Source organism: Rhodococcus sp. YH3-3 (assembly GCF_001653035.1).
Taxonomy (GTDB): Bacteria; Actinomycetota; Actinomycetes; order Mycobacteriales; family Mycobacteriaceae; genus Rhodococcus_F; species Rhodococcus_F qingshengii.
The window spans coordinates 1,081,909-1,094,265 of record NZ_BCWH01000002.1 but is presented as its reverse complement, the minus strand read 5'-3'; the positions used below and the strand labels follow the sequence as shown (position 1 = coordinate 1,094,265).

The window sequence follows — 12,357 nt, the reverse complement described above, 5'->3', positions numbered from 1 at the left end:
GTCACGCTCCTTTCGTGCTCGGCGAGTTCGTCTCCGGCGCCGCCGAAGTTCCAGATGATCCCGACTTCTGTTTCGGTGCAAAGCGATTGAGAACTCCACAGCCCCACGTGTATGCAACGGGTAGATACCGTTTGAGTCGCCAGATCACCTTCGCATCGAACTGCGGCACCACGTAGAGTCGACCCTTGTCGTAGGCGTCGAGAGTGGTGACGGCGATGCGCTCCGGCGAAAAGCCGGTTCGCCGCATCAACGCTTGCGCCAATTGTGTTGCTTCCGCGGTGATTCGGCCGTCGAGAGCAACATTTGTCTTGACGAAGGTCGGACACAGCACCGTCACCCGCACTCCCGTACCGGCAAGTTCAGCGGACAAGGTCTCCGAGAGCGACATCACGGCGGCTTTACCGACGTTGTAGGGCGCCATCAGCGGCGCAGCCGCAAACCCAGCAGCCGAGGCCACGTTGATGAATCCCCCGGCGCCGCTCGCACGCAGTTGTGGAGCAAATATCTCACAGCCGTGCACGACACCCCACAGATTGATCCCGAGTGCCCACTCCCAATCGTCGAAACCGATCTCGCCCACCGGTTTTCCACCGATACCCACCCCGGCATTGTTGATCACCAACGAAAGCGGACCCGCAAGTTCGAGTTCCGCGAACAACGCCAGGTCCTGAACCTGCTCACGAATTGACACATCGCATTTGACGGCGTGCGCGGTACCACCGATCTCATCGATGAGTGCCACTGTTTCCTTGGCCCGTTCCAGCGAGATATCCGCGCAGATCACCTCACCGCCTCTGCGCGCCAACTCCAATGAAAAGGCACGGCCGATTCCGCTGCCGGCGCCGGTCACCACTGCGCGGGCATTGTGGGACACCTTCGATCCGCGGTTCTTGGTCGGTTTCTTGGTCGGCACCGGTCGGCTCACCTTGAAGACGCTTCGACTGCTGTGTGTTTCTCCATCTCCAAAGAGTCATCCACAACCGTGCCAGTTGTCAATGGCCTAGAATTCGATGGCGGAATACGCGGCAGTCGAACCAGTACCCGGACTGCTCGAATGAAGTCTTTTGTCGACCGACCGTGATCTAAACGGGGTGCGCGGTCTTCCAGTGCTCGGCGATGTCGATGCGCCGCGCGATCCAGACCTTCTCGTGTGACTGCACGTGGTCCAGAAATCGCTCGAGAGCGGCCGCACGGGCAGGGCGGCCGACTATGCGGCAGTGCAACCCGATCGAGAGCATCTTGGGCGATCCGGCCGTCCCCTCCGCATACAGCACGTCGAAGGCATCGCGTAGGTGCGCAAAGAACTGATCACCGCTGGGAAATCCTGCGGGAGAGGCGAAACGCATGTCGTTGGTGTCAAGGGTGTACGGGACGACCAGGTGCTTCACCGATTCTGCGCCACGCGGAACGTCGACCCAGTACGGCAGATCGTCGGCGTACGAATCGGAGTCGTAGACGAAGCCGCCGTGCTCGACGACCAATTCGCGGGTGTTCGGTGAATCGCGTCCGGTGTACCAACCGAGAGGCGCCGAACCCGTCAGATCTCGCAGAATCTGCACTGCCTCGGCCATGTCAGCGCGTTCGCGCTCGATGTCCACGGATTGGTAAGACTTCCAACGTAATCCGTGGCACGCGATCTCGTGGCCCAACTCCTGAAAAGCACTGACTGCTTCGGGGTTACGCTGCATCGCCCGCGCCACCGCAAAGACCGTGAGAGGCAGGTTTCGCCGCTCGAAGGTTCGCAGTACACGCCACAACCCGGCCCGTGAGCCGTACTCGTACAGCGATTCCATGCTCATGTGTCGATTCGGAAATGCCTCTGCCGGAGTCATTTCCGACAGAAATGTTTCCGAAGCCGCGTCCCCGTCCAGGACGTTGTTCTCGGCTCCCTCTTCGTAGTTGAGCACGAACTGAACCGCTATCCGCGCGTCGCCGGGCCAGTGCGGATGCGGCGGATGAGGGCCGTACCCCACCATGTCCCGGGGATAGTCGTCGCGCGGATAGTCGCTCATGCCAACAACTTTACCGTCAGCGCCCGGAGATCACAGCGCGAGCAGCGTCGGTGAGTACGCCGAAGACTCTCAGCCGCGCCAGGCCACCGTCCGGGAAGATGTCCAGACGAACATCGGTGACCTGGACTTCGGAATCGATCGGAAAGCGATGGCGCGTATCCGGACGCAGCGTCGTGCGCGGCAACAGTTCGATCCACTCCCCCTCCGACGTCCGCCCGGTCAGAGCACCCTCACCTGGACTGTTTCCGAGGAAGTACGAGGTGTCGATCTCGACGAAACTCAGCACGCCTTCACCCGCGAGTTGTACTTGCACCCAGTCGTTTCCGTTGTCGCGGCGCCTGGCGGTCTCCCACCCGTCACCCATCGAAGCAGCACGTCCGGGAAACAGGATGTTCTGCGGTGAGCTGTAGAACATGTTGGAGCAATCGGTCACGCGGCCACCGTTTTCGAGTGCTGCGAGGTCCAACGGCCCGGCATCGAGGAAACGCGGGTCCGGCCGCGCTTCGCCGTGAACACGGAATCTTGCCACGCCGCCGTCCGGGTAAATGGTCAGCTTGACGTGCGTCCACCGCTGCTCCGACGCCACCGAGAACGGGTTCTCCGAGTCACCGCGCACGGTCGAGCGCTCGACGATGGTTGTCCACTCGCCGGATCCGGCCAGGTCGGCGGGATCCGGATACCCGTCGACCGAGATTGCTTCCACCGAGATCTCGGGCGGGTAATTGCCCTTGAACCACGCGGTGTCGACCACGACGCCTCGCACCACTCCGGGAACACCGAGTCGGACGATCGCCTCGTCATGGCCTGCCACCCGGCGGCGACGCGTCTCCCAACCGTCGTACACCTGCCCCTTGTGACCGAACGTCGCCGGCTGGTACCCGGCCTTGCCTGGGCGGATCAGGGCCTCACGCTCGGCAAACGCCTCGTCGTTCGCCCAGATGACGGCTCCGCCGAGGGTGCGCAGTGCGAGATCGGGCAGCAAGGTGAATTCGGTGGTGCTCATCGGTCAGTGTTCTCCTGTGATCGGTGTGGTGCGTCCTACGAGGTGACGGAGTGCGTTGGTGTCGGCGCTCGGGGCGAGTCGGAGAACTTCGGATTCCGGATAAGCCCCCGCGTCGAGCCCGCGCAGTACCACCGCTGCGAGCGCCTGGGCGGTTGCAGGTTCGTCCATCACGTCGCCACCTTGGCGCCCCAAGTACGACTGGATGCGCGGGGCAGCGGCGCCGAGCGCGTTGCGATAGAAGCCGAACGTGGCGAGCCAGCGGGTGACCAGATGCCCAGGGTGCATGTCCCACCCCTGGTAGTAACCGCGTTCCAGGGACCGCGTGACGAGGCGATGGTGCCGAGTGATCGCGTCGCGGATCGCCGTGGCGCTCCCGATAGGCGCGACCTGAGTCGACCCGTCGCACACCCAGACGCCGGTCTGCGCGGCAGCAGCCAACATGACAGCCTTTGCGTGGTCTGCCACCGGATGTTCGAGCGACTGATGACGCGATGCAATTCCGCAAGCTGCACTGTAATCGTAAGTGCCGTAATGCAAACCGGTCAGACGACCGGCACCACGATGGATGGCCTGAGCAACTGCCACCGTTCCGTCGGCCGCGATGACCGCCTGCGGGCTCTCGATCTGCAACTCGAACCGAAGCGAACCGAGCTTGAGTCCGTGCGCCTTCTCCAGCTCTTCGCAGAGCAACACCGTCGCCGTGACCTGCTCCACCGCGCGCAGTTTGGGAACGGTGAAGACAAATCCGTCCGGCACTCCGCCGGCCGCGTCGAGCACAAGCTCGAGCGTCCTGATCGAGCGCCGACGCTCACCGGCCGGCAACCCCTTGAACCTGATGCCACTCCAGTTCGGCCCGGCAGGATCAGCGCTGAGCGCGGCAAGCGTTTGTCCGGCCGACGTCGCTGCATCGTCTTCTTCTTCGTCGCTGCGGCGTCCGTACCCGTCCTCGAAATCGATCCGAAAGTCTTGGACCGGCTTGCGGCCGAGTTGAACTCGCACATCAGCGAGCGCATTCTCCGTGTCGAGATCGGCGAACACATGAGCATGGGAATCGAGAAGCGCGATCGCCTGCTCACCCCAGAGTCGAGGGGTGTCGACGGTTGCATCCGCGGCACTGACGTAAATCGTGTGCACGGGTTGGATCTCGTCACGGTTTCCCGGGTACTGCGCCGCGAGCCGCTCGTCCACCGGATCCAGAAGTCCGTCCAGACGATCGTGGACGGCGGCGGAGAGTCGGGATTCTGTCATCGGACGATCTTCTCAGAACGTCCGCGAGCCCGCAGGTTCTCACGCCGCCGATCCAATCCGAGTCAGCGGCCCCCGACGAACGGAACGTTGACGAAGCTCGGCCGGTCTGCAGCCAACTCGATGTGCTGCGGTTTGAGTTGGCTGTCGGCGAGCATCGGGCCGAGCGCCAGGTATCGCGGCACGCTGGCAGCGTAGACGTCGACGCGGAGCCGGTGCCCCGGTTGCAGCACTGCGTCCGTCGGGAGCATGTTGATGTCGACGGTGGTGACCTCACCGGGAACCACCGGCTGACGCGTGTCGATCGTCAGATAGTGGTGCGGTTCACTGTAGTCACCGTTGGCCGAGCGAGTGCTCTTCGAATCGTCGACTGCCCGCAGCGACGCAGTCAGAGCGCCGTTCGTGATCGGTGTCGATGTTCCGTCCGGTGCTACGTCGTTGACCGTCGCTGCCCAGAATCCGTCCGTCGCGTCCAGGACGGTCTCGAGGTGGACGTTGATCGGGCCCGAGAGTGAGGTCGGCTCCGTCACTGCCTCATCGGTGAACGTCAGGCCCTCCGCTTCCTGGAATCGGGAATCCTTGGAACACGTCGCACCGAGCACCACGGAGATCCCGGCAGTTCCCTGAGTTCCGTCACCGGAGCAGAAGCCTCGCAGTCCTGGTGCGACTGTCAATCGCGCTGCGGCACTGGGCGGGTCATTCGTCAGCGAACCGTCATACGATGCGTGGGCGGCAGTACCGCTGGGCGCAGAGTTCAGATACATACGTTCGTAGCTCGCACCGGCTCGCGGGAACTGATCGTCCGTGATCCATCCGCCGCCTTGCTGGAACATCGTCACCGGACCGTAACGATCGATTCCGTTGTCGATGCCCTTGAGCCACTTGTCGAACCACGCACGTTCGAGCACGTCGAGGCGCGGCGGCGCACCGTCCTTGCCGAATCCTCCACCGGGAGTGACGTGATAGCCGTTCCCCATGATCAACTGCTTCTGCCCGGGCGGCAGATCGATTCCGTTGTAGATCCGCGGCTCACTGTTGGCGAAGATGTCGTGCCAACCGCCGTAAACCATCGTCGGAACGGCGATGTTGCCGACGTCAGCGGCTCGGTCCTGATAGAACTGCCCGTCTTGCGCGACTTGCAGAGTCGACGGTGACACGTCCTCGATTCTCTGAGCCGTCATCGCTTGCACCAGTTCGGGAATCAGCGTTCCCGGATCCTCGAGGCGGCTCGCCAACCACAGGGGATCGAAGTTTCCTTGCAGGATGTCCTGAACGTTCGGGATGAGTTTGAGCCCGTTGACCGCGGTCAACCACAACGGCATGAACCCGACTCCGAGGCCGCCACCGGTTCCGACGATGTCGCGCAGCAGATCGTTGCCAGGTTCGACCGGGAAGATCGCCTTCAGTGCAGGTGGATTGTTGCTCGCCGCCTGCACCGAGTTGATCGCGGAGTACGAGATGCCCGCCATCCCTACTTTCCCGTCGGACCACCCCTGCTTGCTCATCCAGTCGATGACCTCGACCGAATCCTGTTGCTCGCGCTTACCGAGCACGTCCCAATTACCTTGGGAGAAGCCGGTTCCACGTGCGTCGACCACTACCTGCGTGTATCCGTTCTGGACCAGATCACGGTTGACGCCGAGAACCCTGGCGCCTCCGCCGGCGATGACGCCCGTCAACTCCGACACTCCGTCGAACGGCGCCGCGAGGTCGAGCGAGTTCGCAACGTCCATCAGCGTCTCACCGACCTGCGGGATCGACAGAGCTGAATCCACCAGTGTGTCCAGCAGTTTCGTGTACGGCGTGATGTTGAGGACCGATGGCGTCTTCGATTCCACGGCCCGCCCGGATGCATCCGCCGGTCGGTACACATTCGCTTGCAGAACTGTGCCGTCACTCATCGTGATGGGCACGTCCCACTCGATCGAGACCCCCGGATACTGCGGCGTCGCCTCCGTTGCCGCGAGCCAGGCCTGCCCGTCCGACCCTCCCGTCGGATCCGCAGAAGCGACGGCGCTCGGCACCGCCAATCCCACGACGCACAGCCCCACCGCAATCGTTGTCGACCTTCGACGTAGAAGTCGTGTCCTCACGAAAACTCCAATTTTCTGTTGTGATGACCCAGCCCTGCCCCCACGACAGTGACCGGTGTCACGAACTTACCGGATAGTAACTTCCGTCCCATATGTCGTCAATAGGTCTGAATGCCGACCGGACGGCTAGCTTTGAAGATGTGTCACGATCACCGCTTCCCGTCCGCGACGGCCTGAACCCGAGTCGCATCCGTCAGCCCGACGACGGCATGTGGACGACGACGCTTGACTACCTGCTCGAACGGTTCCCCCAGGACGCCGTCCGATTGCGGGAGAAGGTCGCAGCCGGGGAGGTCGTCGACGAGAAGGGTGTCGGAATCACCGAGACGAGCGCTTTTGCTCCCCGGCGGTTCGTCTACCTGTACCGCGACCCTCCCGTCGAAACGCGGGTGCCGTTCGAGATCGACATCCTCTACCGGGACGAGAACATCTTGGTCGTGGACAAACCGCATTTCCTGGCGAGCACCCCGCGCGGGCGATACATCGCCGAATCGGCGTTGGTCCGCTTGCGTCGGGACCTCGAACTACCGGAGCTGAGTCCAGCTCATCGCCTCGACCGCGTCACGGCGGGACTGCTGCTGTTCACCGTGCATCAGGCGGCCCGGCGCGACTACCAGACCATGTTCGCCGAGCGCCGCGTCGCCAAGGAGTACGAGGCCATCGCGCGTCACGACGCTCAGGTGAGCACCCCCGTGGTCGTGCGTAGTCGCATCGTGAAAGAACGCGGCGTGCTCAAGGCCGCGGAGATCGAGGGCGAACCCAACAGCGAGTCGCGGATCGAACTGATCGAAACGCGAGACGGCTTCGCGCGGTACCGGTTGACTCCCCATACCGGCAAGACCCATCAACTTCGGCTGCACATGAACTCGCTCGGGCTCCCGATCCACGGCGACAACTTCTATCCCGACTTCTACGACGTTGCCGCAGAAGATTATTCGAACCCGCTGCGCCTGCTGTCGAAGGTTCTCGAGTTCGAGGATCCGAAGACCGGCCGGCTGCAACGGTTCGAAAGTCGGCGGACCCTGTCCTGGCCGGACGAATCAGGCCGTGGCGACTCGCCGTAGGGACCCCGGACCCTTCCACTGCGCCTCCGATACCGGGAGGATGGAAGCGCAGACCGCACCGCAAGAGGAGACCAGATGAGCAAGACCGCCGTCGTACCCGAAGCCGTACGGGAGATCGAGCGCAAGTACGAGGCGCCGGCCGAGCAGGAAGTTCCCGCCTTGGGCGGACTTCCCGGTGTTGTCGGCGAACCGGTCCACGACTCGATACAGCTCTCTGCCACCTACTTCGACACCGCGGACTACCGGTTGCTGGCCGAGAAGATCACGCTGCGCAAGCGTGAGGGTGGCGACGACGCGGGGTGGCACATGAAACTTCCCGCAGGCCAGGACACTCGAACCGAAATCCAACTTCCCCCGGACGAGAGCACCGATGTGCCCTCGCCGCTGTCGAGTCTGATCCGGGCGATCATTCGCGGTCACGATCTGGTGCCGGTCGCCCTGATCATCACCGATCGGGAGCGCACCAGGCTCAACGGCGAAAACGGTGTGCTGCTTGCCGAAGTGGTCTCCGACACCGTCATCGCCTGCAAGGCAGACGGTTCCGGAGAGTCGACGTGGCAGGAAGTCGAGGTCGAACAAGGCGCAGGCGGGCAAGAGCTGGCCGATGCAATCGAGTCGGTTCTACTGGACGCCGGGCTGGAGCGCTCTGCGAGTCCGTCCAAACTCAAACGAGCACTGGGCACGTCGGTCACACCGTACGCCGGTCACGAGGTCACCTCGGGCAAGGCGTCGAATCCGCGGATCTTGTTGCGTAATTACCTCATCGAACAATTGCGCGCACTGGTCGCCGCGGATCTCGGCACGCGTCGGGCCGACGACGAAGCCGTTCACGACTTCCGGGTTGCGGCACGTCGCATCCGCAGCGCTCTGCAGTCGTACGCCGGCCACTCCCCCAAGACCGACGATCTCATCACGGATCTGCGGTGGATCGGTGGAAAGTTCGGTGACGCCCGCGACGTCGAGGTCCAGTGGGAGCGTCTTGTGGAACGCCTCGGCGAAATCGACGAGATGCCCGAGCGAGAAGCTGTGCGAGCTCGAATCGACGAGTTCTTCTCTGCACGTGGTGAAACCGCCCAGGAAACAGCCCTCGAGGCGCTCGATTCCGAGCGATACACCACGCTGCTCGATCGCCTCGACGAGTACGTCGGCGACCTCGAATTCGACACCGCCACCCACCGCGTCGGAAAGAAGGCATCGGCACGAGAGTTGGCCCATACCCTGCGGCACCTGGCACACAAGGTCGGTAAGCGGGTCGATCACGTCTTCGATGCCGATAGCCGCACCGAGCGTGACGAGCGAATGCACCGCGCCCGCAAGGGAGCCAAGCGGATGAAGTACGCGATCGAGGTCATGGAACCCGTGTCGAAGAGCCGAGCGAAGCGTGCACTGAAGCATTTCAGCCACTTCCAGGATGTTCTCGGCGAGCACCAGGATTCCGTTGTCGCCCAACATCATCTACTTGCAATGGCAGCCGAGCAGGAGCATACCTCGCTCACCAGTTTCGGATTGGGCATGGCCTACCGACGAGAACTGGAAATAGCCGACGGGCAATCGACCCTGCTACGCAAGACGTGGAAGGAAGCCGTGAAGTCAGCATCGTCACTCTGGTGACGTCGCTGTAACCAGTCGACCGATCTCGATCATTTCAGAGGGAGTAGACATGAACACACTTGCAGGACACCAGGATGTCGTCGCCGGTATCGACGGATCCGAGGCCTCGACGGCGGCGGCCCGGTGGGCGGCCTCCGTCGCGAACGCGGTGAACTCACGACTGATTCTGGCGCACGCCCTGCCGCAAGAGGGCCCGATCTACAGTCCCGCTGCAGTGATGTTGCAGTCACAGTTCCTCAGTCAGATCCGCGAAGACGGCGAAGCGATCGTCGATGCCGCCGCCACGGTGATTTCGGCCGAATTCCCCGAACTGACCATCGAATCCGAGATCGCGCCAGGGCCGGCGTCGACGCATATCCTCGAATCCTCGGGTACCGCACGCCTGATCGTGATGGGGTCGACCGGATCGGGCGCACTGCGCTCACGGCTGCTCGGATCGACCGCACTGAAGGTGGCCAATCATGCAACCTGTCCGGTCACCGTGTGGCGTGGTTCGGCGGAGAATCCCGGTCCGGATCAGCGTCCCGTCATCGTCGGAGTGGACGGAAGCGCGTTGAGCAAGAAGGCCGTCGAGTACGCGTTTCGTTATGCCGATCAGTTCGACGCGCCGCTCATCGCGGTCCACACCTGGCAGGGCTCGTCCACCTTCCGCGAAGGCGGAGCGGGAATCCTGATCGACTGGGAGGCTGTCGAGCAGGAGGAATCGGCGCTACTGGCGGAAAATCTAGCCGGTATGGCCGACCAGTACCCGGACGTGCCGGTCACCCGCATCAGTGAACCCGGTGCCGCTGCTCCCGTCATGCTCAAATACGCCGACGACGCACAGTTGATAGTTGTCGGAAGTCACGGCCGCAGTGCGATGGCGGGCGCCGTGATGGGCTCCACCAGCCAGAATCTGCTGCACCATGCGCCAGGGCCGGTCATGATCTGTCGCGCCTGAATTGCTGTGCGCCTTTATTAACCCCCCGCGGTTAATAAAGGCGCACAGCAGGGGTCAGGCGAGACCCGTGCCCACCAGCTGACCTACTCCGTACGTCACGGCCATGGCCAGCGCGCCGCCGATCACCACGCGTAGCACCGCTCTGGTCTTGCGGGCTCCGCCGAGCGTCGCGCTGATCGTCCCGGTCAGTGCAAGTGCGATCAGCACTGCGAAGAAGGCGATGGGGACGCGGATACCCGTCGGCGGCAACAGGATTGCGACCAACGGGATCGCCGCGCCGATCGTGAACGAGATTGCCGACGAAATCGCCGCATGCCATGGATTGGTGAGATCATCCGGGTCGATACCCAATTCGACTTCGACGTGTGCCGCGAAAGCATCGTGCTCGGTCAATTCTTCGGCGACGCGGCGGGCCGTCTCCGGACTCAATCCCTTGTTCTCGTAGATCTCGGTCAGTTCCTGAAGTTCAGCCTCCGGGGTCTCGAGGAGTTCCTTCTTCTCCTTCTGCAGGAGTGCGCGTTCGGTGTCTCGCTGAGCGCTGACCGAGACGTACTCACCCAGCGCCATGGACACAGCGCCGGCAACCAGACCAGCAAAACCCGCTGTGAAGATTGCTGAGCGCTCGGTTGTGGCTGCAGCAACACCGACCACGAGGCCTGCGGTCGAGACGATTCCGTCGTTTGCACCCAGAACACCTGCACGCAGCCAGTTCAGGCGATTGTTCAAACTCGGTGCGTGAGGTTCCGATTCCCCACCGGGCACCCCGTCGGTCAACTGCACACTGTCTCCGGACATGGCAACAGATTAGGACGATCAGTCCGGTTGCGATAGCAATCTGAGCCTGTCCTTCGCGCACTGATATATTCCGATTGGCACCCCAACCAAGCATTTGTTAGGTTTGGAATCGGCAGACACCTGGAGGCATTGTGAGCGCAGTACGCACCGCTTTTGTCAGCGGCGGAACCGGTGGAATCGGGTCGGCGATCGCCCTGACCCTCGCCGAACGCGGACACGACGTCGCCTTCACCTACCGAAACAACAAGGGCGCTGCCGAGCAACTGAGCGAGCAGATTCGAGCGCATGGTGTGCGCGCCCACTCGTACTCGCTCGACTTGACCGACGAGTTGTCGATCAGCGCCGCCGTCAACGATGCGGTCAGTGATCTGGGCGCATTGACGACCCTCGTCCACGCTGCGGGACCGCACGTCCCGATGACGCACCTCTCACGTGTGACGCCGGCGTTCTTCACCGAACAACTCAACCAGGAGGCCGCGGCGTTCTTCACCCTCGTCCACACCGCCCTGCCTGCGCTGCGTGCATCCTCGGGTTCGGTGGTGGCGGTGACAACCGCGGCAACGGATCGTTTTCCCGTGCGCGACGGACTCTCCGCAGGCACCAAAGGGGCTGTCGAACAACTTGTTCGCGGATTCGCCGCAGAGGAAGGACGCTACGGCGTCCGGTTCAACGCTGTCGGACCAGGCATGTTGACGGACGGAATGGCGGAGCGCCTGATCAGCTCCGCCGAACTCGACCAAGGCGCGCTCGACGTGACGATGAGCCGAATCCCGTTGAAGCGCTTCGGATCAGCTGCCGACATCGCCGAAGCAGTATGTTTCCTCGCAAGCGACGCGGCCGGATTCATCAGCGGTCAGAAGCTCAACGTCGACGGTGGCTACACCGTCTGAGCGCTATCCGCCCAACTTGCGAAAGACCAGTCGCACGGCAAGTTCCAGGTGCGCCATCACCTCGTCCGTCGTCATCCGGCCCGCAACCCACGAGACGAGACTCGACATCCAGACGTCGTCGATCACCTTCACCGCGTCCAACTGCTGCTGCGAGACTTCCTCGACACCGATCGCCTTCGCGAACATCTCGGTCACGACCCCACCGAGCGCGTTGAGTTCCGGAGTCGCCGACGCGTCCGCGAACATGTACGCCCGAACCAACGCTTCGTAACGGAGGTGATCGGTCTCGAGGACCTCCGTATTCTTGCGCAGCACAAACAGAATCCGGTCCGACGGAGTCTCGCCCGGGATTACAAAGTCTTGGAATCTGTCACGCAAACCCTCGAACATCCACAACAATGCGACGACAAGCATGTGGTTCTTGGACGGGAAATACCGGTAAACAGTGCCGATCGCGACGCCGGCGCGATCGGCCACCGATCGCATCTGCACCGCGTCGTAGCCGCCTTCGGAGGCGGATTCCATTGCGGCGTCGACAATCCGGCGAAAACGCGCTCGCTGCGACGGCGTCGTACGACGTCCGGTCACCGAGCTACGTTCGACCACCGACTGGTCTGCCTTGTCGCCACCTGCCATGTCCACAACCCTTTTTAGACGTCGTTTTGCCGACTCCCAATGTAGCCGCCCAACGCAATTGTCGGGTG

The 12,357-nt window shown here is 62.8% G+C and carries 11 protein-coding genes; 4 read left to right on the top strand and 7 right to left on the bottom strand.

Annotated features, from left to right (window positions below):
* Window position 1 precedes the first annotated feature (1 nt).
* From YH3_RS17975 to YH3_RS17955, 5 genes are all read right to left on the bottom strand, one after another.
* On the bottom strand, window positions 2-913 hold the full coding sequence (locus YH3_RS17975; RefSeq protein WP_030535273.1) for an SDR family NAD(P)-dependent oxidoreductase: 912 nt from the start codon (window positions 911-913) through the stop codon (window positions 2-4).
* Window positions 914-1,082: 169 nt separating this feature from the next.
* On the bottom strand, window positions 1,083-2,012 hold the full coding sequence (gene puuE, locus YH3_RS17970; RefSeq protein ID WP_003940421.1) for an allantoinase PuuE: 930 nt from the start codon (window positions 2,010-2,012) through the stop codon (window positions 1,083-1,085).
* Between the two features lie 16 nt (window positions 2,013-2,028).
* Window positions 2,029-3,015: an allantoicase gene (gene alc / locus YH3_RS17965; RefSeq protein ID WP_064443813.1), complete on the bottom strand. Its 987-nt coding sequence runs from the start codon at window positions 3,013-3,015 to the stop codon at window positions 2,029-2,031.
* 3 nt (window positions 3,016-3,018) lie between these two features.
* The gene (locus YH3_RS17960) at window positions 3,019-4,263 is read right to left on the bottom strand and encodes an aldolase/citrate lyase family protein (protein ID WP_064443812.1); all 1,245 of its coding nucleotides are present in this window, start codon (window positions 4,261-4,263) and stop codon (window positions 3,019-3,021) included.
* Between the two features lie 62 nt (window positions 4,264-4,325).
* Complete coding sequence (locus YH3_RS17955) at window positions 4,326-6,353, bottom strand: CocE/NonD family hydrolase (RefSeq protein ID WP_064443811.1); 2,028 nt, start codon at window positions 6,351-6,353, stop codon at window positions 4,326-4,328.
* Window positions 6,354-6,493: 140 nt separating this feature from the next.
* Here YH3_RS17955 and YH3_RS17950 point away from each other — a divergent pair, with 140 nt between their 5' ends.
* From YH3_RS17950 to YH3_RS17940, 3 genes are all read left to right on the top strand, one after another.
* Window positions 6,494-7,417 carry a pseudouridine synthase gene (locus tag YH3_RS17950; RefSeq protein WP_082920604.1) on the top strand — a complete coding sequence of 308 codons (924 nt, stop codon included), beginning with the start codon at window positions 6,494-6,496 and terminating at the stop codon, window positions 7,415-7,417.
* A gap of 75 nt (window positions 7,418-7,492) precedes the next feature.
* A complete protein-coding gene (locus YH3_RS17945; RefSeq protein ID WP_007733905.1) occupies window positions 7,493-9,028 on the top strand; it encodes a CYTH and CHAD domain-containing protein in 1,536 nt (511 codons plus the stop codon).
* A 49-nt stretch (window positions 9,029-9,077) separates the two neighbouring features.
* Window positions 9,078-9,968 (top strand): universal stress protein, encoded by an 891-nt coding sequence (locus YH3_RS17940; protein ID WP_047271050.1) that lies wholly within the window; start codon window positions 9,078-9,080, stop codon window positions 9,966-9,968.
* Window positions 9,969-10,022: 54 nt separating this feature from the next.
* Here YH3_RS17940 and YH3_RS17935 read toward each other — a convergent pair whose 3' ends face one another.
* On the bottom strand, window positions 10,023-10,763 hold the full coding sequence (locus YH3_RS17935) for a VIT family protein (RefSeq protein ID WP_064443809.1): 741 nt from the start codon (window positions 10,761-10,763) through the stop codon (window positions 10,023-10,025).
* Between the two features lie 131 nt (window positions 10,764-10,894).
* Between YH3_RS17935 and YH3_RS17930 the strand changes: the two genes are divergently transcribed.
* The gene (locus YH3_RS17930) at window positions 10,895-11,653 is read left to right on the top strand and encodes an SDR family NAD(P)-dependent oxidoreductase (RefSeq protein ID WP_042451355.1); all 759 of its coding nucleotides are present in this window, start codon (window positions 10,895-10,897) and stop codon (window positions 11,651-11,653) included.
* 3 nt (window positions 11,654-11,656) lie between these two features.
* Here YH3_RS17930 and YH3_RS17925 read toward each other — a convergent pair whose 3' ends face one another.
* Window positions 11,657-12,289, bottom strand: a complete 633-nt coding sequence (locus YH3_RS17925) for a TetR family transcriptional regulator (protein WP_007733896.1) — start codon at window positions 12,287-12,289, stop codon at window positions 11,657-11,659.
* Window positions 12,290-12,357 lie beyond the last annotated feature (68 nt).

Coding starts and splice junctions, on each gene's coding strand:
- YH3_RS17945 (WP_007733905.1), top strand. CDS start 7,493: ATGAGCAAGACCGCCGTCGTACCCGAAGCCGTACGGGAGATCGAGCGC.
- YH3_RS17925 (WP_007733896.1), bottom strand. CDS start 12,289: ATGGCAGGTGGCGACAAGGCAGACCAGTCGGTGGTCGAACGTAGCTCG.
- YH3_RS17960 (WP_064443812.1), bottom strand. CDS start 4,263: ATGACAGAATCCCGACTCTCCGCCGCCGTCCACGATCGTCTGGACGGA.
- YH3_RS17940 (WP_047271050.1), top strand. CDS start 9,078: ATGAACACACTTGCAGGACACCAGGATGTCGTCGCCGGTATCGACGGA.
- puuE (WP_003940421.1), bottom strand. CDS start 2,012: ATGAGCGACTATCCGCGCGACGACTATCCCCGGGACATGGTGGGGTAC.
- alc (WP_064443813.1), bottom strand. CDS start 3,015: ATGAGCACCACCGAATTCACCTTGCTGCCCGATCTCGCACTGCGCACC.
- YH3_RS17935 (WP_064443809.1), bottom strand. CDS start 10,763: ATGTCCGGAGACAGTGTGCAGTTGACCGACGGGGTGCCCGGTGGGGAA.